21 protein-coding genes are annotated in these 21,870 nt (G+C 41.6%); 6 read left to right on the top strand and 15 right to left on the bottom strand.

Translation table 11 applies throughout. The annotated features are described in order from the left end of the window. Window positions 1-142: 142 nt before the first annotated feature. The 5 genes from IGJ28_RS17160 to chvE form a co-directional block, all read right to left on the bottom strand. A complete protein-coding gene (locus tag IGJ28_RS17160) occupies window positions 143-1,588 on the bottom strand; it encodes an alpha-L-fucosidase (protein WP_252711684.1) in 1,446 nt (481 codons plus the stop codon). A 236-nt stretch (window positions 1,589-1,824) separates the two neighbouring features. Then, window positions 1,825-2,157, bottom strand: a complete 333-nt coding sequence (locus tag IGJ28_RS17155) for a PTS sugar transporter subunit IIB (RefSeq protein ID WP_252711686.1) — start codon at window positions 2,155-2,157, stop codon at window positions 1,825-1,827. A 12-nt stretch (window positions 2,158-2,169) separates the two neighbouring features. Further along, complete coding sequence (gene mmsB, locus IGJ28_RS17150) at window positions 2,170-3,369, bottom strand: multiple monosaccharide ABC transporter permease (RefSeq protein ID WP_081131024.1); 1,200 nt, start codon at window positions 3,367-3,369, stop codon at window positions 2,170-2,172. A 1-nt stretch (window position 3,370) separates the two neighbouring features. After that, on the bottom strand, window positions 3,371-4,900 hold the full coding sequence (mmsA, locus tag IGJ28_RS17145) for a multiple monosaccharide ABC transporter ATP-binding protein (RefSeq protein ID WP_060813205.1): 1,530 nt from the start codon (window positions 4,898-4,900) through the stop codon (window positions 3,371-3,373). A 196-nt stretch (window positions 4,901-5,096) separates the two neighbouring features. Continuing rightward, on the bottom strand, window positions 5,097-6,194 hold the full coding sequence (gene chvE / locus IGJ28_RS17140) for a multiple monosaccharide ABC transporter substrate-binding protein (protein ID WP_081131025.1): 1,098 nt from the start codon (window positions 6,192-6,194) through the stop codon (window positions 5,097-5,099). A 253-nt stretch (window positions 6,195-6,447) separates the two neighbouring features. Between chvE and IGJ28_RS17135 the strand changes: the two genes are divergently transcribed. Genes IGJ28_RS17135 through IGJ28_RS17125 form a run of 3 tightly spaced genes read left to right on the top strand, consistent with a single transcriptional unit; the run spans window position 6,448 to window position 10,404 of the window. After that, entirely contained in the window at window positions 6,448-7,413 is a 966-nt protein-coding gene (locus IGJ28_RS17135) for an ABC transporter substrate-binding protein (RefSeq protein WP_021150555.1), read from the top strand. Between the two features lie 10 nt (window positions 7,414-7,423). Further along, window positions 7,424-8,851, top strand: a complete 1,428-nt coding sequence (locus IGJ28_RS17130; RefSeq protein WP_252711693.1) for a sensor histidine kinase — start codon at window positions 7,424-7,426, stop codon at window positions 8,849-8,851. Then, the gene (locus tag IGJ28_RS17125) at window positions 8,851-10,404 is read left to right on the top strand and encodes a response regulator (RefSeq protein ID WP_252711702.1); all 1,554 of its coding nucleotides are present in this window, start codon (window positions 8,851-8,853) and stop codon (window positions 10,402-10,404) included. Before IGJ28_RS17130 ends, IGJ28_RS17125 begins: the two co-directional genes overlap by 1 nt. A gap of 131 nt (window positions 10,405-10,535) precedes the next feature. Here the strand turns inward: IGJ28_RS17125 and IGJ28_RS17120 are convergent, their stop codons facing one another. Both IGJ28_RS17120 and IGJ28_RS17115 read right to left on the bottom strand, forming a co-directional pair. Continuing rightward, window positions 10,536-12,608, bottom strand: coding sequence for a DNA topoisomerase III (locus IGJ28_RS17120; protein ID WP_252711709.1), 2,073 nt, complete (start codon window positions 12,606-12,608; stop codon window positions 10,536-10,538). Next, window positions 12,541-12,918 (bottom strand): DUF1033 family protein, encoded by a 378-nt coding sequence (locus IGJ28_RS17115; protein ID WP_003128166.1) that lies wholly within the window; start codon window positions 12,916-12,918, stop codon window positions 12,541-12,543. The genes IGJ28_RS17120 and IGJ28_RS17115 overlap by 68 nt, the downstream gene beginning before the upstream one ends. Window positions 12,919-13,230: 312 nt before the next feature. Between IGJ28_RS17115 and IGJ28_RS17110 the strand changes: the two genes are divergently transcribed. After that, window positions 13,231-14,106: an AAA family ATPase gene (locus tag IGJ28_RS17110; protein ID WP_252711711.1), complete on the top strand. Its 876-nt coding sequence runs from the start codon at window positions 13,231-13,233 to the stop codon at window positions 14,104-14,106. 115 nt (window positions 14,107-14,221) lie between these two features. Here the strand turns inward: IGJ28_RS17110 and mnmA are convergent, their stop codons facing one another. Further along, the gene (gene mnmA / locus IGJ28_RS17105) at window positions 14,222-15,340 is read right to left on the bottom strand and encodes a tRNA 2-thiouridine(34) synthase MnmA (protein ID WP_003128164.1); all 1,119 of its coding nucleotides are present in this window, start codon (window positions 15,338-15,340) and stop codon (window positions 14,222-14,224) included. A 344-nt stretch (window positions 15,341-15,684) separates the two neighbouring features. Here mnmA and IGJ28_RS17100 point away from each other — a divergent pair, with 344 nt between their 5' ends. Then, on the top strand, window positions 15,685-16,407 hold the full coding sequence (locus tag IGJ28_RS17100; RefSeq protein ID WP_252711715.1) for a C39 family peptidase: 723 nt from the start codon (window positions 15,685-15,687) through the stop codon (window positions 16,405-16,407). 97 nt (window positions 16,408-16,504) lie between these two features. On the opposite strand, the gene IGJ28_RS17095 is transcribed toward IGJ28_RS17100, so the two are convergent. From IGJ28_RS17095 to IGJ28_RS17080, 4 genes are all read right to left on the bottom strand, one after another. Further along, window positions 16,505-17,029, bottom strand: a complete 525-nt coding sequence (locus IGJ28_RS17095) for an Asp23/Gls24 family envelope stress response protein (protein WP_003128162.1) — start codon at window positions 17,027-17,029, stop codon at window positions 16,505-16,507. Between the two features lie 54 nt (window positions 17,030-17,083). Beyond that, on the bottom strand, window positions 17,084-17,278 hold the full coding sequence (locus IGJ28_RS17090; protein WP_029486300.1) for a DUF2273 domain-containing protein: 195 nt from the start codon (window positions 17,276-17,278) through the stop codon (window positions 17,084-17,086). An 11-nt stretch (window positions 17,279-17,289) separates the two neighbouring features. Next, window positions 17,290-17,853 carry an alkaline shock response membrane anchor protein AmaP gene (amaP, locus tag IGJ28_RS17085; RefSeq protein ID WP_252711720.1) on the bottom strand — a complete coding sequence of 188 codons (564 nt, stop codon included), beginning with the start codon at window positions 17,851-17,853 and terminating at the stop codon, window positions 17,290-17,292. A gap of 204 nt (window positions 17,854-18,057) precedes the next feature. Further along, window positions 18,058-18,663 carry a metallophosphoesterase gene (locus IGJ28_RS17080; RefSeq protein ID WP_438845543.1) on the bottom strand — a complete coding sequence of 202 codons (606 nt, stop codon included), beginning with the start codon at window positions 18,661-18,663 and terminating at the stop codon, window positions 18,058-18,060. An 82-nt stretch (window positions 18,664-18,745) separates the two neighbouring features. On the opposite strand from IGJ28_RS17080, the gene IGJ28_RS17075 reads away from it, so the two are divergent. After that, complete coding sequence (locus IGJ28_RS17075) at window positions 18,746-18,871, top strand: hypothetical protein (RefSeq protein ID WP_021150562.1); 126 nt, start codon at window positions 18,746-18,748, stop codon at window positions 18,869-18,871. Between the two features lie 151 nt (window positions 18,872-19,022). On the opposite strand, the gene IGJ28_RS17070 is transcribed toward IGJ28_RS17075, so the two are convergent. The 3 genes from IGJ28_RS17070 to manA all read right to left on the bottom strand — a co-directional run bounded on the left by IGJ28_RS17070 (window position 19,023) and on the right by manA (window position 21,851). Beyond that, window positions 19,023-19,364: a DUF1831 domain-containing protein gene (locus IGJ28_RS17070; RefSeq protein ID WP_003128156.1), complete on the bottom strand. Its 342-nt coding sequence runs from the start codon at window positions 19,362-19,364 to the stop codon at window positions 19,023-19,025. Between the two features lie 219 nt (window positions 19,365-19,583). Next, window positions 19,584-20,723, bottom strand: a complete 1,140-nt coding sequence (locus tag IGJ28_RS17065; protein ID WP_156247548.1) for a cysteine desulfurase family protein — start codon at window positions 20,721-20,723, stop codon at window positions 19,584-19,586. Between the two features lie 174 nt (window positions 20,724-20,897). After that, window positions 20,898-21,851 (bottom strand): mannose-6-phosphate isomerase, class I, encoded by a 954-nt coding sequence (gene manA / locus IGJ28_RS17060; protein WP_003128154.1) that lies wholly within the window; start codon window positions 21,849-21,851, stop codon window positions 20,898-20,900. Window positions 21,852-21,870: the final 19 nt, after the last annotated feature.

Raw genomic sequence — 21,870 nt, 5'->3', positions numbered from 1 at the left:
TAGTTTTCTTGCACTGTCCTTGGTTTGCCCCCTAGACAGTTGCAATTAACTAATATCCACTTTTATTCCTTATTTGTATCCCCTGAAAACAGACAGCCCTGCGGCTGTCTGTTTTTGGGTGGATTCTCTTTAGGTGAAGGGACTATTTTGAAGCTCTCTTCTCAAGAAAGCGTACATAAAATTTTTTGATCGTTGGGTATTGACGATACGCCAAGAAAACAACTTTGATTCTTTTAGTAGTAACTGGGTCGACATCAATGATTTTCTTATACCCGACAGTTCCGCATTCTGCTAAAAAGCAATCCTTGCCATCTTTTTCATAATAAAGTACTGCTTTTTCAATTCTCTGACTCTCGCGGATTTCTTCTTGTAAAATCACTGTATTGATTTGTGTTGGTTGTGCAAAAGTCACTGTTACCCACGGCTCATGATCGTTATCCGCAGGTTGCCAATACGTCTTCTTTGATGGGGTAACCTTTTGCAGGCTTTCTTGATCCCAGGGTGATTTTTGGGAAGAAGCTGTGATCTGTCCTTGGTACAACGGCTGATCCGTTTGTAATGGCCGTAGATATTGCCCTAATTGCATCAGTGACTGCTGATCTTTCGGGTGGATCGCCCCATTGGGCATTGGCGGAACATTTAATAAAAATACCGCATTTCCTCCTACCGCTTTCCGATACAAAGAAAATAATGTTTCGGCACTTTTCACTGCTGTATCCTCTTCCGGATGATAAAACCAGCCGGGTCTGATTGATAGATTGACCTCTGCCGGATACCAGACTAAATCTCTGCTGGAATCGTAGTTTTTCAATACAGATCGGCTACCTAAATCTTCTGCCATACTTGAGATTGTCGTCCGGAATTCTGCTGTGTCTGTTTGTTGTGATTTTTCGGCCGTCTTTTCGGCATCCAATAGCTCCCGGGGAACGACACTCCACTCATTCTGCCTTGTGTGCCCGGCTTCATTTCCGATCCAGCGAACATCTGGACCGCAAACGGCAATCACAGCATCCGGCTGTAATTGCCGAATCTGTTGATAATATCTTTGCCAGTCATAAAACTGCCGCTTTCCGTTAGGTCCTTCTCCATTGGCTCCATCAAGCCACACTTCTGCTATTTCACCATACTGCGTCAATAATTCTGTCAATTGACCCACATACACCTCGTTATAGGCCTGTCCGGTGCCGTAGCTTGCGGCGTGCTGATCCCACGGAGAAAGATAGATGCCAAACGCCATCCCTGCTTCTTGACAAGCCTCCGACAATTCTTTGACTAAATCTCCTTTGCCATTTTTCCAAGGTGTATAAGCGACTGTCTGCTGCGAATAGCTGCTGGGCCATAAACAGAAGCCATCATGGTGCTTACAGGTTAAGATCATCCCTTTCATCCCGCTGCATTTGCAAAGCGTGACCCACTCTTTACAGTCCAGTGCTTGCGGGTCAAATAGTGCTAAGGATTCTCTCCCATTTCCCCATTCCCGATTCGTCATGGTATTCAAGCCAAAATGAATAAAGCCATAAAATTCCCGTGCTTGCCATAGTAGTTGACGATGACTCGGACGTATCGCCGTCAATTCTTCAACTTTCATCGCACTTCCCCTTTCTCCAACTGATTGTCAGCAAACTGGAACCCATTCAGATAAGTGTTCTTACTGGCGATGGCTCACTAACCGCAGTTGTTTTGTTTTTGGTCTTTACAGCAAATAGAGTAGTAGATGCCACATGGATTGACAAGCCACTACTCTAAATTACATAGTTTAGTTTGTTTCACATAGTTTGTTCCCAAAGGTTGCGTTCAGGATTGCAACACCAGAATAGCCGAGTGCTAATTCAACTGCAATAATGTTAAACTATCTGCTAAGACCGCTTCACCATCAAGAAGCTCGTAATCTTCTGGTGTGATTAGTTTATACGGAACTGCTTTATAGTTCAAAAAATCTTTTAAGCGATTGATTTCATATTTCGATTGTGGTCCAATCAGTAATGCATCAACAGTCTGATTTTGAATGATTTGTTCAGCAATGATTGCTGGTGCTGAATAAATATGGACAGTTATTCCTTGTTCGTCCGCTGCTCGCTGCATGTTTTTCACTAATAGACCTGTTGTGATGCCTGCTGTACAGAACAATAAGATCGTCTTTTGTGCTTCTGTCCCCATACTTACAGCCTCCTAAGATATTTTCTTTTTCTTATTATAGATATCTAAGACAACTGCTAACAGCAAGATCAATCCTTTGATTGCCTGTTGCCAGTCGACCCCTACACCTAGAATCGACATCCCATTATTCAGTACTCCCATCACTAATCCGCCGACGATCGCACCCATGATCGTTCCGATTCCGCCAGAAGTTGAGGCACCGCCAAAATAAACGGCAGCCATGGCATCCAGTTCCATAGAGGTTCCTGCTTGTGGTGTCGCAGCGTTCAATCGGGCAGCCAAAACCAAACCTGCCAATGCCGCCATCGCGCCCATATTGACAAAGACCCAGAAAGTGATTTTTTTCGTTTTGATTCCTGACAGTTCAGCGGCTTTCCTATTTCCACCAGTTGCATAGATTTGACGACCGGCAACTGTTTTATTTGTTAAGAATCCATATGCTGCGACGATGACTCCTAATAAAATCAAGATGATCGGGTAACCCTGATAAGAAGCGAACACATAAGTTGCGCCAATGAAAACGACGCCGATGAAAAGAGCTTTGAACAAAAAGGTACTGGTGGACTCTACTTCAAACAAATTTTTCTTGCGGCGTTCCCGGGTTCGCCATTGGCCAAAAATCAATAGTGCCGTGATACCGACACCGATAATCATTGAAAGGAGATGAATATGATCGCCGCTGACAATATCAGGTAAATAGCCTGTTGAAATTTTTTGAAACGAGGTAGGAAATGGTGCTAAAGATTGTCCTCCCAGAACGACTTGAGTCAATCCACGGAACATCAACAGTCCAGACAACGTAACAATAAAAGCAGGAATCCCCACATAAGCTACCCAGAAACCTTGCCAAGCGCCAATCAACGCACCAATCAGTACACATAATGGCACAGCCACCCAGGGACTCATGCCATTATTGACCATCAAAACGCCGGCGATTGCGCCAACAAACGCCATGACAGATCCGACAGACAAATCGACATGTCCTAACAAGACAACTAGTAACATCCCCGCAGCTAAAACCAATATATGACTATTTTGCAAAACAAGATTGGTGATGTTCAATGGTCGCCAGAAAATACCATCTGTCATTGCTTGAAAGGCAATCAATAAGACAACCAGGATAATAATCATGCTGTATTTGCTAAAAATCTCTAACGCTTTGTCTTTGATAGAATGTTTTTGCACTTTTTTTAATTTATTCGTTGTTTCCATCCTAAACCCCACTCTCTTCTAATGTCATCAAGTTCATCAGCAGTTCTTGATCCGCATCTTGCCGCAATACTTCTCCTGTAAAACGCCCTTCATTCATCGTATAGATCCGGTCACACATACCCAAAAGTTCCGGCAGCTCGGAGGAAATGATACAGATTGCTTTACCCGCAGATGCCATTTCTTCAATGATCGTATAAATTTCATATTTTGCTCCAACATCGATTCCTCGTGTTGGCTCATCTAAAAATAAAATATCCGGTTCCGTCATCAACCACTTAGCCAAAACAACTTTTTGCTGGTTTCCGCCGCTAAGGCTGCCAACATTTTGATAGATTGAATTGGTTTTCGTCCGCATTTTTTTGCGGTATTCTTCTGCCAAAATTACTTCTTTCTCTTTGTCCAAAACACCGTTGCGGCTGATTTTATTCAGACTAGCAATCGTTGTGTTCTCCCGAATGTCCATCAATAGATTAAGTCCTAATGCTTTACGGTCCTCTGAGACATACGCAAGCCCATTTCTAACGGCAGCTGGAACATCTTTTACGGAGATTTGTTGCCCTTCTTTATAGACTTCGCCCGTGATATTGCTGCCATAGGAATGCCCAAAGACACTCATCGCAAATTCTGTTCGTCCCGCGCCCATAAGCCCAGCAATGCCGATGATTTCTCCTTTGCGGATCATCAAATTGAGGTCTTCGTTCACGATTCGATTTGTATCGATAGGATGATGAACGGTCCAATTCTTCACTTCAAAAAAAGGATCACCAATCTGGGGATGCCGTTCCGGATAGCGATTCGTCAAGTCACGACCAACCATCCCGCGAATGATTCGCTCTTCAGAAATCTGATTGCCAGCCATCGTTTCAATGGTTTGTCCATCGCGCAAAATCGTGATGCGATCGGCGACATTGACTATTTCATTCAACTTATGAGAAATAATGATGGAAGTAATCCCTTGATTACGAAATTCTTTGATCAATTCTAGTAAATTGGCACTTTCTTCTTCATTCAGAGCGGCTGTTGGTTCATCTAAAATCAATAATCGGACTGATTTAGAAAATGCTTTGGCAATCTCTACTAGCTGCTGCTGCCCTACGCCGATTTGTGAAACCAATGTATTAGGATCAAGACGCAAGCCAACTGTTTTTAATAAATTATCGGTCTTCTTTTCTGTGATATCCCAATCGATGATGCCATTTTTGGCTTGTTCATTTCCTAAAAAAATATTCTCTTTGATGGATAAATAAGGACTTAATGCCAGCTCTTGATGAATGATTACGATCCCTTTTTCTTCGCTATCTCGTAAATCTTTAAATTTACAGAGCTCTCCTTCGTAATATATTTCACCTTCATACGTGCCATGTGGATACAAACCGCTTAGCACATTCATCAATGTAGATTTTCCTGCGCCGTTTTCACCACATAGCGCATGGATCTCACCACGTTCGATCGAAAGATTTACATTGCTTAATGCTCGTACACCTGAAAATTCTTTGACGATATTCTTCATTTCGAGAATATAATCTGCCATGTCCTTTCACCCTTTTCTTTTTATGTAGTCAGAGATTCTGCAGAAGAAATAAAATGATCCATTCAAAAGAACGGCTCTTTGACAAACAAGAAAGAACAGGGCAAAACATTGGAGTATCCGCTGATCTGCCCCGATCATTATCCCTTCAGCTGCTCTTTTACCTTTTTTGTGCTTTTGACAGCCCCGCTGTCAACAACTAGCCCATATCTTTTTCCGTGTAATAGTCACTGTCCACAAGCTCTTCTTTATAATTGCTGCTATCTACAGATACTGGATTAGATAGATAGGTCGGTACCACTTTGACCCCATTGTCATAAGTTTCGGTATCATTGACTGGGACTTCTTCGCCATTGGCGATTGCTTCGATCATTTCGATCGTGTTTTTGGCTAGAACTCGGGTATCTTTGAAAATCGTTTGCGTTTGTTCTCCAGCAATGATCGATTTAACTCCAGCAATGGTTGCATCTTGTCCTGTAATTACAGGTAATGGTTTTTCAGAAGAACCATACCCCACACCTTTTAGGGATGAGATGATTCCTAAACTGATTGGATCATAAGGAGAAAGAACGGCATCTAATGTTTTATCGGTATAATTGGCACTCAATAAGTTGTCCATCCGTGCCTGTGCAGTAGAACCATCCCAGCGCAGTGTTGCGATTTGGTTGAAATTCGTCTGACCCGAAGGAACCACTAATTGACCACTATCAATATACTGTTGAAAAACAGACATCACGCCATTGTAATTGATCAACGCATTGTTATCATCCGGTGAACCACCAAACAATTCGATATTGAAGGGTCCTTTTCCATCTTTCAGGCCTAGCTTGTCTTCAATATAAGAAGCTTGTAAAACACCCACACCGAAATTGTCAAAGGTTGCATAGTAATCGACGTACTCCGAATTCATCAATAACCGATCATAAGCAATCACTTTGATGTCCTCGTTATGAGCCTTTTCGAGAACATCGGTAAGCGCGGAACCATCAATAGAAGCAATCACTAATGTATCGACGCCTTTAGTGATCATGTTTTCAATTTGAGCGACCTGATTCTCAACCTTATCTTCGCCATATTGCAAGTCTGTTTTGTAGCCTAACTTTTCCAGTTCATCTACCATATTGTTTCCATCGGCAATCCAACGTTCTGCTGATTTTGTAGGCATAGCGATTCCCACAAACCCTTTGTCCCCGCTGCTGGCTCCACCACTATCTGAGCCGTTTCCGCAAGCTGCCAACATCCCTCCCAAGAGAACGGTTGAAGCGATACCTACGATTTTTTTCATTGTGCTTTTCATTTATTGATCCCTCCATACTTTTACTTACAGGCTAAGTATAGAAAAAACAGCAATCGCTTACATTAACTATTTTTGGTAGTTTCTTTGATTTCTTGGGACATTGGAATTCAAACCTTGATTTTCTTTCGATTACCTTGTTTTTTTTCGGAATCTTGAAATTAAGAAAAGCGCTTACCTTTTTTTGGTAAAATAGAGGTCGGGGGGTGAAATTATGGATAAAAAAAGGTTACACATCTTCCTTTCGATCCTGCTTATGACCAGTCTTAGCGCCTGCCAACGACCAGCTGAGGGGACCAATGAATCTGCTAAAGAGAGCATTGTCATTGGCTTTTCGCAATCTGGTACAGAAAGCAGTTGGCGCAAACGTCATACTGAATCGATTCGGACAGAGTTAGAGAAAGAAGGGTATGAAGTACTTTATCGAAATGGCTATATGAATCAAGAAAGACAGATCCAAGATATCCGCAGTTTTATCGTTTACCAAGTAGATGCAATCGTCTTTACCCCATTACAAGAAGATGGTTGGGAACCAATACTCGAAGAGGCGGCCAATGCAGGCATCCCTGTTTTTATCGTTGATCGTCATGTGGATCTGGCAGATCCTTCCTTATTTTTGACACATATCGGTCCTAGTTTCAAAGCGGAAGGCAATCGAGCTGGCCTTTATGTCAGCAATTATTTCAAGCATCATGAAAATGAAACGATCAACGTGCTGGAGTTGACCGGACTCAGTGATACATCCCCTACGCAACTACGTTCAGATGGCTTTCGAGAAACCATCAAACGAGATTATGCGAAAAACAATGTCACTATTCAAGTAACTGATGCCTTGAATGGCGACTTCATTCGTAGAAAAGGCAAAGAAGTGATCGAACAATATATTGCAGAAGGAAAAATGGCCGACATCGATGTTTTATTCAGTCATAACGATGAAATGACTATCGGCGCGTTAGAAGCCTTGAAACAAACAGATATCGTCCCTGGAAAAGACATTGTTATCGTTACGATTGATGCTCAAAAAGAAATGATCGACAATTTGAAAAACGGCATCGTTAATTGCGTTGTTGAATGTAATCCCGATGCTGGTATCTTCGTTAAAAATGCTATTTCCCGTTATTTAAGTCGGGGCAGAAGTGCAGTCCCAAAAGAAATCTATGTCCACGAGACAGTTTTTTCAAGTGATATGGATTTTGACCAGATTCCACCCCGAAATTATTAAGGAGTCATTCATGAAAAAGACAAGTATAAAGGGCATCTTCCAACAAACCAATAAATTGATGATCTTAGTCGCTTTTCTTCCTTTATTGATCAGTAGTATCTTTTATTCCCGCCAAATTTTTATTTATCAAAATACGATCAACAATATTGAAGAAGCCAATCAGCTCTCGGGTAAAGTGGATGCAATTGTTTTAGAAGAAATGTGGGATCTTGTCTTTGGCCAAAAGAGCGTGGCGGATGTTCAAGTCAACAACGTCATTGAAGAATTGCGCGCGGATCTTGACCATATCCAAACAAATACGAATACAGCCAAAGAAAAGAACACGTTGGCTGTTGCCTTACGTACACTGGATTCATTAGAAACCTACCAAAACAAGCTCATCGAAAATATTGCTAACGATGAACCACTAGAAAAAAATCAATATGTGATGGTCCAAGTGGATTCTGTGATTGAATTATTATCTGAAATCCTGCAGGAATTTGTTCGTGTAGAGATTAGTTTGGCAAGTCAAACCAATCAAGATTTGATTCAATCTGTCTTGTTATTGATCGCTTTTCAATTGCTTTTGATTCTTTTGATTATTTACTTTATTTCTAAAAATCGCCGCTTTGTTCGCGAAAATCTCCAAAATCCATTGGATCGTCTAGTCGAATTATCTGATGAACTTGCCCAAGGGCATCTCGGCTTTCGAGCAGTCCTGCCTGATACACCGGAATTGCGCACATTGACGAGCAGTTTGAATAAAATGGCGGATGATTTAACCCGTTTATTAGAAGAGAATGCTTTGAAACAATACCATTTGGCTCAAAGTGAAGTTCGTGTGTTGCAAGCACAGATCACGCCTCACTTTATTTACAATAGTTTGGATGCGATCGTCTCTTTGATCGAAGTAGAACGATATGAACAAGCAACTGAAATGACGTACGCCCTCTCCGATTTTTTTCGGATTTCACTAAGCAAAGGGCACGACTGGATCCCTCTTTCAAAAGAGTTGCGCCATGTTGCTGACTATTTAACGATCCTAAAGATCCGTTATGGGGAGATGCTGACCTATGAAATCAACCAGCAGACCACTTCCCAAGACCTACTAGTTTTAAAGATGATCCTACAGCCTTTAGTTGAAAATGCCGTCTATCATGGCACCAAGTTTGTACGCCGAGTAGGAAAAATCACCATCACGATTCAGGAATATGAACAGACAATCCAGATGTCTGTCCGTGATAACGGTATTGGCATTTCCCACGAACGATTAATGGCCATCCAGCATAATCTGAAAGAAAATACAGATCCCGATCCAGAAAATGGGTATGGTCTTTATAATGTTTATCGTCGTCTATTACTAAATTACGGTAGTGACGTACAATTTGATATCTCGAGTATTGAATCACAAGGAACAACGATTTCGATCATCGTTCCTAAAAAAGGAGGAGCCCACTAATGTACAAAGTCTTCATAGTTGAAGATGAACACCTGATCCGTGATAACTTGCGGCATCAGATTATTTCTCTAGCTGAAAAATACCCCATTATTTATAGTAATGAAGCGGCAGATGGCGAGTTGGCACTTGCATCGATTCTTGACATTCGTCCAGATATCATTTTGACGGACATCAAAATGCCTTTTATGGATGGACTGACCTTTGCCAAAGAGGCCAAAAAATTATTGCCACTTGTTCGAATTATTTTTATTAGCGGCTTCGATGATTTTGATTACGCAAAAACAGCGCTACAATTGCAAGCTGATGACTATTTGTTGAAACCGATCAAAAATGAGGACCTTGAACAGACATTGATTAAAGTCATTGCTGCATTGGACCAACAGTCCCAAGAACAACACTATCTCTCACAAGATGATGAACTCCTGCGAATGGAGGTCAGAAAGAATCTCTTTTTGAATACTCTTTTCGCAAGTAAAATCACAATTTCAGAAGCTTTCCAGCAAGCGACCGAGCTAAAGCGTTCCTTTTCTGGTAAACAATTTTGTGTCTTGTTGGCCAAGACACCATACAATCAGAATTTTTCGGATTATACCCGCTTCAGTAAGCAGTTGACTTCTACTTATGGTTCCGATGAAACAGTCTTATTCTCCAGCATTTCCAGTCGCTTCATCAAATTCCTGCTTTTTGATTTCAACAAAGATGCTGTACTCGAGAAAGCCTACCAAATGGCACAAGCGCTCACCCATGACTCAAGTGAGGAAGTGGCAGTTGCCATCGGACCGGTAGTTGAGCGGTTTTCGGACATTCCAACTTCCTATCACAAAGCCAACGGGATGTTGAAAACTTATGGCGGCATCCGCAAGGAAAAGATCATTAGCTATGAGGATGATATGAAAGAAGGAGAATTATCTCCTACGAATCCTTTCAAAATCGACCTTGCCGAACGGATTTCCCAGACTGAGCCAGAGGCGATCAATGACTTAGTCAATGAAATCATGTCCGCTCAAGGAACTTCAGAAAGAACCCAAATGTATCGTTTTTTTGTTCTGGTAGAATTGATTGCGCTGGTAAAAAAGCGTGAAGGCAAAGAACAAAAGGACTTGCTAGCTCAAACTGCGGATTTAGACTATTTATCCCAACTGACAAGTGAGCCACACAACTACCAAGACAAAGTGACTGCACTGCTTACATACTTAGTCAAACAGCAAATCAATCCGGCAATGGCAAAGTATCAAAGTGTGATCAGTCAGGCAAAACAGTTTATTGACAAAAATTTTTCTGATCCAAATATTTCGTTGAATGTCGTTGCAGAAAAAGTCAACTTGAGCCCCGCCCATTTCAGTACGATTTTCTCGCAAGCAACCGATGCCACATTCATTGAATACCTTACAGAACAGCGGCTTTCTTTGGCAAAAAAACTACTGATCACAACAAATTTGCGCCTTTCCGAGATCGCCTTTGATATTGGTTACAATGATCCAAATTACTTCTCTTTCCTATTCAAGAAAAAAGAACAGATTTCACCCAAAGAGTATCGTCAGATCCACCATTGACAGAAGTTCAAAAAAAACCAGCCCAACCTTATACATAAGGCTGGACTGGTTTTTTAGACTAGCAAATAATGCAAGAAGCAAAATCGTTGAACGAACAAAATCAATATTGGCGTCTTGCCTTCAGCCGTTCGTCATTCTTTTTTCTCCATCGCCGCTTTTAATGCTGCAGCCAATGGACTTTCTTGCGGTTCTTCCTGATTGATCTTTTGCATTAATCGGCGTTCTTCATGTTTGGTCAATTTTTTGTTACGCTCTTTCTTATCTGCCATTTTCTCGGTGATCCCATCGAACTTGCAACGGAAGAAAGCACCATTCTTTCCTTCAATGATCTCCATCTTTCGATGACATTGTGGACAGCGATGGTTAGACACTTTAGGATCTTTACGGCGACGATACTTACAGGTTTGACTTGAACAAACATAGATCTTGCCATCTCGGGTACTCTTTTCCCTTAATGGTTCCCCGCATTCAGGACATCGTTTTTGCGTTAAGGAAAAGTCTTGATATTTGCTTTCGCTTTGCTTGATTTCTTTGACTAATTGCTTGGTATCTTTTTCTATCTGAGCAAGGAATTTTTGTTCCGAGTATTTTCCTTTAGCGATCAGTTCTAATTCCTTTTCCCATTTCTCCGTCAATTCCGGAGTGACTAAAGATGGGTTGACTAGCACCAACAGCTGCTTGCCTTTTGGCGAAACTTGTAAACCGCTAGGTGTTCGCTCCATCAACTCTGACTTAATCAATTTCTCAATGATCTCAGCTCTCGTTGCAGGCGTTCCTAAGCTATGTTTTTCCATTTTGCCTAAGAGCGTACCTTCATTCAATGGTTTCGGCGGCGTCGTTAGTTCCTTTTGAATACTGAATGTTGGTTTGACACTCATTTGTTCCTGCCAAGAAACAGTGGTTGCTTCTTCTTTTGACTTTTTCCAGCCTGCCTCGATCACAGTGTTATGGGTAAAGACAAACACTTCATTACCAAATTTGACTGTAACTTTTTGCTGCTGCTTCTTATGCGGTTTGGCAAAAAGCATCAAAAAACGTTCAACGATCATTTGATAGATTCGCTGTTCGTCATTACTCAATTTTTCATAACGTGCCCGTTGCTCTGTAGGCAACAAGGCATGGTGATCCGTAACTTTCTTATCATTAAACACAGCTTGCTGCTGAACTTGACCGCCATTTTTCAAATAGCTTTTGACTTCAGGAGCAAAATCGGCCACTGCTTGCAACCGTTCTTTCATCGTTGCTTTCATGTCACTGGTTAAGTATTTTGAATCAGTCCGCGGATACGTGACGATTTTATGGGTTTCATACAAACTTTGGACCAATGACAACGTTTTTTTGGCAGAAAAGTCATAGCGTTGATTGGCTTCTCGCTGAATCTCCGTCAAATCATAGGGTAAAGGAGCCGCTTCGGTTTTGATCTTCTCTTCAATAGACGCAACACGGCCATTTTGCTGACTCATCTTTTGAACCAGTGCTTCGGCTTCGCTACGGTCTTTCAATTGATAAGGATTGCTTTGTTGCCGCTTTGCTTTACTGTCGCCCACTTCTAAGTTGATGACATAATAGGTTTGGGGGCGGAAGCCTTCAATCTGTTTCTCTTGTGCGCGAACCAAAGCAAGCGTTGGTGTTTGAACTCGGCCAGCGCTTAAATTATCCTGATATTTCACTGTTAAGGCACGGGTCACATTCAAGCCGACTAGCCAGTCTGCTTTTGCCCGAGCAATGGCAGAATGATACAAGTTATCATACTGCTTCGCCGGCTGCAACTTTGAGAACCCTTCTTTGATAGCCTTAGGGGTCTGAGAGGAAATCCATAGCCGCTTGATAGGTTTGTCACAGCGGACCCACTCTAAGATCCATCGGGCCACCAACTCGCCTTCTCGTCCTGCATCGGTAGCGATCACGACTTCCGACACATCTTTGCGATGTGCCAGTTGTTTGATTGCTTTCAACTGATGCCCCGTCTTAGGCAATGGTTTGATCCCGATCGTTTTGGGAACCATCGGTAATGTTTCCATCTGCCACGAGGCCCATTCTTTGTTTAAATCTTCGGGCATTTTTAGACCTAATAAATGACCAAGGGCCCAAGTAACGATTACCTTGGGTCCTTCGTAATAATTTTTATTTTTTTGATTACAACCCAATACTTTGCTGAGGTCTTTGGCAACGCTTGGCTTTTCCGCTAGAATTAGTTGTTTCATAAAAATCTTTCCTGCTTTCATCGACGACTTGTTGGTATTCTTTAAGTAGTGCCAACCCAATATATTGTTGGAGATAATCGTCGCATTCTTCACACCAGCGTTCTTCGTCTTCATTCCAAAAAGCCGTCATAAAGTTGGTTTTTGCATTTATGTACGAATACTCTTTCCGAATCTCGTGCCATTTTTCTTCGTAAAATGACTGTGCTTCCGCAAAAGATGCAAATGTGAACGCCTCTTGAATATCTGCCTGCCATCCTTCAAAAAACCACCATGGCTCGTTATCACCATACATGACTATTACTTGATACATCCCATCGCTCCTCTCAAGATTCCTTTCCCATATTAGTCACTTTTACCAAAAGTTGCAAGGAATAAGTCTCAACAATTAAGCACCCTTTAAAAAATTCAAAAAATCATCGTTTTTTTATGTTTTTATACTGTCTCTTAAGATGACATCAAAATGATGTTACCCTTAGTCTAGCATAGAACACAGGGAATGTGAATATAACAAGAAAAGATAACAACTCTACATAGGTGAAATTATTTTACTTGGAAAATTTTTTTTATGGCAAGAACAATTATGTTACACTAAACAAAAAATCTGTTAGGAGTTGGCGCGTTGATGTACCTTAATCAAATTACTTTTCCTGATCGTGAATCCGAAGGGTCATTTTTTGCGGGGATTATGCGAACTGTCTATGATTCCTATTACCCCTATCAAGTCTTGTCAAAGAACGCCTTTTCTCAAATCGATTTTGAACCAATCACTATCCTTTACGGAGGCAACGGTTCAGGAAAAACCACCGCACTGAACGTCCTTGCTGAGAAGATCGGCGCGCAACGGTCCGCCGCTTATAATCGTTCCAACTTCTTTGAAGATTACCTTGATCAATGCCATTGCATAGTTACCAACGAACCTAAAATCAAGCAAATTTTGACCAGCGATGACGTATTCGACTATATGCTCGACATTCGCAATTTGAATCAAGGCATCGATCGCCGCCGAGAAGAAGTCTTCGACGAATATTTTGAAGCCAAATATGCAAATTTTCGTTTTAAAGGCTTTGAAGACTATGAGAGATTAAAAAAAATCAACCTCGCACGTTCCAATACACAATCGAAATTCACACGTAAAAATCTGATGGATAATGTCCGTGAATTCTCAAACGGAGAAAACGCGGCAAGCTTTTTCCAAGAAAAAATCGTGCCTAATGGACTGTATCTTTTAGACGAACCAGAAAATTCACTGTCGGCCCAACGACAAATTGAGTTAGTCACATTTATCGAAGACATGACCCGCTACGAAGATTGTCAATTTGTCATCGCTACCCACAGCCCTTTTGTCCTCTCCATCAAAGAAGCAAAGATCTACGATTTGGATCAAAAGCCGGTGGATGTGCGTCGCTGGACACAGTTGGAAAATGTTCAGACCTACTACCGCTTTTTCCAAATGCATCAAGAAGCTTTTGAAGATGAAAAAAGACGTACCAATCAATAAGAATCTCCTAGAATCAAACAGAAAACGATCCGAAAGATCATGCCTGCAAATCCACACAGGCATCACTGATCATTCGGATCGTTTCAATTATCACTGCTGCAATCGTTCGAATCGTTTAGACATATTGCAATTCTTTTGCTTCTTGGTAAGCGGCATCGATCAAGCCACCGCCAAGACATTCCATGCCATCATAAAAGACCACTGCTTGTCCTGGGGTGATTGCCCGAACGGGTTCATCGAAGATCACTTCGGCACGGTCATTATCTAGCAAGCGGACAGAGACGCCGACATCTTGTTGACGATAACGGAATTTGGCTGTGCACTTGAATTCACTTGGACGATCCGTGTCTGTCGTAAAGTGGATTTGACTTGCTTCCAACCGATCCGCATACAATGCTGGATGGTGGAATCCTTGTCCCACATACAATGTGTTTGTTGCTAAATCTTTGCCGACAACAAACCAAGGTTCTTGTGAAGTGCCGCCGCCACCGATTCCTAATCCTTGACGTTGGCCGATGGTATAGTACATCAGACCATCATGTTGTCCTTTGACTTCACCATCTAATGTGACCATGTTGCCTTTTTTTGCTGGCAAGTAATTGCTTAGAAATTGTTTGAAATTCTTTTCACCGATAAAGCAAACACCTGTAGAATCTTTTTTCTTAGCTGTTGCTAAACCAGCTCGTTCAGCAATGGCCCGTACTTCAGATTTTTCCATGCCGCCTAAAGGGAACATGGTTTTACTCAATTGTGCTTGCGACAGTTGGCTCAAGAAATACGTTTGGTCTTTGTTGCTATCCACTCCGCGCAGCATATGGGTGACCCCATTTTCATCCGTTTCGACTTGAGCATAGTGTCCAGTTGCCACATAATCAGCACCAAGATCCATGGCATAATCTAAAAAGGCCTTGAATTTGATTTCTTTGTTACACATAACATCTGGGTTTGGTGTACGTCCAGCTCGATATTCAGCTAAGAAATATTCGAAAACGCGGTCCCAATATTCTTTTTCGAAATTGACTGAATAATAGGGAATGCCGATTTGAGCTGCTACTTTAGCCACATCTTTGTAATCTTCCGTTGCAGTACATACACCATTTTCATCGGTATCGTCCCAATTTTTCATAAAGATCCCGACAACATCATACCCTTGTTCTTTCAGCAAAAGTGCTGTTACCGACGAGTCCACCCCGCCACTCATTCCAACCACCACACGGGTGTTTTCGTTAGACATGATTTTTCACCATCATTTCAATTATAGATTCTGAAATCATCTACGATTTGAAGGTCGCAACTTTTCAGTAATTTGCATTATACAACAGATTGGCAAAAAATTCACGGAGAGTTTCATCGGTTTAGCTTTTCCTGTAAAAAACTTAGATACTTCTTTAAATTCAAAAAAACCTTTCCCACATAAATAGTTCCTCCGACAGCTGCTGCTTAAGCCTAATGCTAGCCTGCTTTCAAGCAAAAAGAAACTATCATAAAATCGTATGAATTTCTTCATAAAATACAGAAATGTCTGTTGCAAGGATCAGCTATACTCCTCTTAGATAATGACAAAAGGGGTAACAGAACATGAACAGTCACGCAACGACTGACCGCAGAAATAGAAAAAAGCCAAAAAATTCCGTCAAAAAAAGTATTCTTGTCTTACTGATCATTGTCGCCGGTTCTTTCCTTTTACGACAATTAGTCTTTGAAAGAGTAAAGCATTCCGACTCACAAGATATCGTATTATTGCCAAAGAAATTTTCAGAGCAAGCCAATCAAGTGCTGCAAGAAGTGCTGCCGAAGTCCCAACAAGTCCCTTTGATTTTGCAAAGAGACGAACGTTGGGGGATGAAACGTTACGGCTCTGGGGAACAGCAAAATACCTTTGCCGATAATGGTTGTGCCATCGCATCTTTAGCAATGATTGATTCTTTTTGGCGAAATCGGGCACCAGAACCAGACAATATTCTCAACTGGGCAGGCAACCAATTTTATCTTGCTGATCAAGGAACTAGCTGGCAAATCTTTCCTCAGTTTGCCGAACATTTTGGCTATCAATTCTTAGATCTGGGAAATTCTTTCGAGGAAGCTTACAAGATGATCCAGCAAGGCTTTCCCATCATTGTCTCCGTACAGCCGGGAACATTTACTACCACAGGCCATTTGATGGTATTGGCTTTGAATAGAGAAGGGGGGATTCAAGTGCTTGATCCAAATGATTCACCAGATAAAAACCACTACAAAAAAACTTTCTCTAATGAACTGCTTGCTGCTGAAGGAATGAATTATTGGTGCTTTTGGCTTTGATTTTCAAAAGCAACTTACAGACTTGCACTGTTGACTGAGAACCATCCAAAAAAAACAGACTAGCCGATTAGCTAGCCTGTTTTTATATTTGCCGTAATTATTGAACTCGTGGTTCGTTGTTTTCTTGGATACGGCTGGCAGTTTTGTTGAATGCGCCTTTGGCTTTACGTGTTTGTTTTGAAGCAAATTCTCCAGTTGTTTCTGCAGCACTGCTAACTTTGTCTTGAACAGTTTCTGAATCTTTTTCGAATTGTTCACGAGTTTTAACATCTGCTACATTAACGTTCACTTCGATAACTTCCAAGTTTGTCATTTTGTTGACTTGTGTTGAAACGACTTCTTTGATTTGGTCGTAAATGGCAGTCATGTCGCTACCGTATTCTGCTACGATATCTAAATCTACGGCTACTTGTTTTTTACCAACTTCAACGTTGATACCGGAAGTAACATCATCCGTATTCACTAATTTTCCTGCGATATTTGAGAAGAACCCACCATCAACCGTTAATAGTCCATCTACGGATTCTAGCGCAATCCCGACAATCTTTTGAATTACTTTATCTTCGTAAGTCAATTCTCCTTTAACACCTGCAGTAGTTGTTGGTTTTACTTGATTTTCCATTGTACATTCCTCCTATATCTTCATAAAAATTATAATAATAAATGTTACCGATCACTAACGCCGCGGCTTTTGAAATTGATCAAAGAAACCGATCTCTTTGAGGTAGAAGCCAAGGTAACCTCCTAGTGCTGTAAAAATCAGTAGTAGCAATGTTTTCAAAAAGCCGACTGTCAGAAAGAGAATTGCTAGTATCAGTCCTAATGCAGCAAAGATAACCGGGATCTTATTTTGTTCGAACCATTTGTTCATCATTTCTCCTCCTAAACGACACGGGGTTGTGTGTGATGTTCTCTTGTTTCTTCAGCGTCTTTCAAGACAACTTCTGTTTGTATATCATGAGTGACACCGAATAGCGTTTGAAGCTTACTGCTGATCTCACCAACCAATGCTTCTTGTTGTTGCGGGATGGCTGCGGTCTGTTTCATTTCTCCATCGATCATGACTCGGACTTTATTCTTGATAATCTTGACCTTCACTGATGGCGATTGGATAAAATCAGCTTGTTGGACATTCTTTAAAACAAAATGTTCCAAGGCTTTCTTTTGAATCACCAATTCCCCGGATTTTTGCTGGATAACCAAACGATCCGAACGCTTTGGAAAGAACAAGACAACGAAAATACCAATGATCGTCAGCAGTGCAAAGCCGACACATGTCCAAAACAAAAACATGCTCATGGAAGCTCCGACCCACGGATACTCACGCAGTGGAATCAAGTAGAATGGTAAATCTACCGCTTGCTGATTCTCGATCATGCCAAAGAAAAAGACGAGCAACAATAACAGTAACCCAATGATCATGATCACTTTAGAAATCTTACGCATAGGCAACCTCCTTTACTACTTTCTATTTAAAGCATACACATTTCTTAAATATCCTTCAAATGATAAACCTTGAAACCGATTATTTTTTCATTCTATGACCAATGTTCAGCTTACTAGAAGCAGAAATTTTGTCTTGCTATTATAACTATTGTTAAAAAGATATATGACTATAATTCTTTAACCGACTGTTTTCCTTGTTATTTCTCAATGAAACGTTTGGTATATTTCTGCTTGTTTGGCTTGAAAGATCCTTTCTAATTGGTTTTCGGAAATTGGTCGTCCAAACGGCCAAGGTTGAGGAAGGAATGCTAATTCCGGCGCATCGACACCGACATTGATATTCTCAGCGATAGGCAAACTATGATGATGGATATGCCCATGAAGGTTACGGCTATTCTTTGTCATTCCCAATAGCATCGGATAATGACTCAAATAATACTGGTGATGATCAAATTTTAACAACAGACCGACATCCGCAAAAGAAAACTTCGGCTCTCCGGAAATTCCGGGATCGTGCTTTGCTAGATAACGAAAGAGTGCGCGCGTATCATGGTTGCCTTTGATAAAAGCGATCTTTCCTTGCAGCCGTACTAATAGCGCTAAAAGCTCTGCAAACCCCGCTTCATGTTCGGGATGGAGTGCAATATCTCCTAGATGGTAGACCGTATCTTGTGCTTGAACCACCTGATTCCAATTAGCGACCATGACTTCATGCATCTCTGAGACAGACGCAAACGGACGTGGGGCAAAATCATTCGAACCTAATAATTTTTCATGAAAATAATGAGTATCTGATGTAAAATAGCGCATCTTCTCTTCCTTTCTCAGGGTAAATGTTTTACATATCTGTCAGTATACGCTTAGCCTAAAAAGAAAACAGCAAACAAAAGCCATGATTGAAGTCACGATCTTTCCTTCAACTGTAACAAAAAAACAACCGAACGATTTCATTTCTGCCAAAGAGCAAGGGACAAGTCACAACAACATCCACATTGATAGTGTGGAACCGCTAACGTAGTGGATTAGCGCTAGCCTCCACACTCGCTACTGTGGACGATCCAACATTGTCCACGGAATAATTTGTTCATGATTGTCTTCCAGATACACTTTTGAAACGAAAATCTTTTGGTTGCTTTTCCTAAATAACGGATCATTTTGTTCGCGATGGTTTACGCTTTGATGAATAATCCGCGACTAATAAACCCATCCATCAAGAAATAAAATTTTTCTTGCAGCATTTTGTGTTGCGGGTCTTTAAAGATGTTGACTGCTTTCAATCCATTGGCTGTCGTAATCGACATCTTAAACGTTTTGATGTCCTTTGCGACGGTGATTTTTAATTTAAAGCCTTCTTTACTTTGCGGAGTTGCTTCCAACCCGCGGATCAGTTGGAAATTGCCACTGTTTGTTTCAGTAAATCCATTGTCCCGCAGTGTATACTTTTTTGCTTCTGGTGCTAATTGGTAGCGGGTCTCTGCACCTAAGACAGTTGTTGTTGTTTCAAATGCCATTTGCTTTCCACCTCGTTCGACGTTTTGATTTCCGAAAAAGCTTCTCTAGAAAAAATACAAGTGCTTTTTTCTAGAGAAAGTCTCTTTGCTATCCGGTATTTCTTTCTTCAGATTATCATGAATGGTTGCATGAGTGCCAGTTTTTTTTGCTTTCTGCACTCTTTTCGCTTATCTAGGAGCAGCCCCTTCGATTCCTCTAAAAACACGAAACTATGGGTACTACTTCTTCGTTCCTAAAACGGTTCGAGCAAGTAACTCTGCAAAACTATGGACCTCTTCTTCTGTGTTACCAAGACCAAAACTGATCCGCACAGATTCTCCCACAGCGGGATGCTCTTTGCCATACATTGCTTCTAAAACATGAGAAGGTTCCACGTTCCCTGCGGTACAAGCTGAACCCGTCGAGATCGCAATGCCTTTTAGATCCAATTTCATCAACAGTAGATCACTAGTAACACCAGGAAATTGCAGATTGATGATGTGAGGCAGCTTGCTATCAGGATCTCCATTTAAACGGTAGTCAACGCTTTGCTCTTCCAAAACAGAAAAAACTTGCTCAGCAAATTGCTGATACGTCTCACTGTGCGCACGCTGTACTTCTGGAGTCAGCAAGGAAACAGCTTTTGCCATACCTACGATCCCTGCCAAATTTTCTGTACCGGCACGGCGCTTTTCTTCTTGCTCACCACCGTGTAAGAGAGTGGGTAGTGACAAGCCGTCTCGTTTGTACAAGAAACCAACGCCTTTAGGTCCATTGATCTTATGTGCTGAAATACTCAACAAATCGATGCCATACGCAGCGGGATCAATGGGCAGCTTGCCGTAAGCTTGTACGGCGTCAGTATGAAAAACAGCGGCGTGTTCTTTTAGCAGTTCGCCAATTTCTTGGATCGGCAAAATATTGCCCGTTTCATTATTGGCGAACATAATTGAAACGAGGATCGTATCTGGACGTAGTGCCGCTGCTACTTGTTCTGCTAAGAGCTGTCCTTTTTTATCGACAGGTAAGTAAGTGATCTCGAACCCTTGCTTCTCCAAAAACTTCATGCTTTCGATGACTGCTGGATGTTCGATCGTCGTAGTAATGATGTGTTTTCCTACTGCTTGTTTTGCATACGCGGTGCCGAGGATCGCTGTGTTGTCGCTTTCCGTTCCGCCACTATTAAAAATGATCTCGTGGGCTTTGACACCTAACTGATCGGCGATTACTTGTCGCGCTTCTTCTAGCTTGGTATGGGCATCCCGACCGTACCTATGGATACTGGAAGGATTGCCAAAAAATGTCGTCATTGTGTCATTCATGGCTCGAATGACAGCCGGGTGCATCGGCGTCGTTGCTGCATGATCTAAATAAACCATTCGTTTCACCTATCCTTTATTAAAGCCATTATAACAAATCTAAACCAACCGTCTATCCCTAACGATTGATTTTCCGGTAGTTTAAAAGAATAGCAAAAAACAGCAAGCAGGTTTTCTTCTGCTTGCTGCGAATGATTTGGTTCTTCAATGTATTTTTTTAGAAGAAGCAATCACTTATGCGTTCTCGCCAGGTTCAGAGGCGATCACCGTCAGTTCTCCCTGTAATGTCCATTTTTTGATTGGATTAGGCAGAATACAGCTTGTTCCCATCTTCAATTCATAGGAATGACCATCGATCACAAGTTGACCATATCCGTCAATCACGGTCATCAGAGTATAGTCTGCTTGTTGTTCCAGATTCAATTTGCCACGAACTTCCCATTCATAAACATTGAAAAATTCGGTTTCCAGATACGTCACGATTGCCGAAGATCCTTGCTTGATTTCACGAATCGACAGTTCTGGTGCTTTAGCGGGCACAGTCGTCACATCAACAGATTGTTGGATATGCAGTTCTCTGGTCTTGCCTTGATCGTCTGTCCGATCATAGTCATAAACCCGATAAGTGGTATCTGAACTTTGTTGTGTTTCCAAAATCATGATGCCTTTACCGATTGCATGGATCGTTCCGCTTGGCACATAGAAAAAGTCGCCTTTTTTAACAGGAACTTTCGTTAATAGATCATCCCAACGGCCGTCTTCGATCATTGCTTTTAATTCTTCTTTGGTTTGTGCGTGGTGGCCATAAATGATCTCTGCCCCAGGTTCTGCATCAATGATGTACCAGCATTCTGTCTTGCCTAGTTCACCTTCATGTTCCATGCCGTACGCATCGTCTGGATGCACTTGCACAGATAGATCGTCTTCTGCATCCAAGATTTTGATCAGCAAAGGAAATACCGGCGCCTCCGAATGACCAAACAATTCTTGGTGATCCCGCCATAAGTCTGCTAATGTCTTCCCTTTAAATGGGCCGTTTTCAATCACGCTGACACCATGAGGATGTGCACTGATCGCCCAGTCTTCACCGATCTTATCATTTGGCAGATCAAAACCGAAAACAGAATGTAAACGGCTACCGCCCCAAATTTTTTCTTGAAAAACAGGTTTCATAAATAATGGTTCCATAGTTGATCCCCTCTCTATT

The organism is Enterococcus sp. AZ091, assembly GCF_051714805.1.
In the GTDB taxonomy this organism is placed as follows: Bacteria; Bacillota; Bacilli; order Lactobacillales; family Enterococcaceae; genus Enterococcus_D; species Enterococcus_D gallinarum.
The sequence above is the reverse complement of the archived record's forward strand: the minus strand, read 5'-3'. Positions and strand labels throughout refer to the sequence as shown.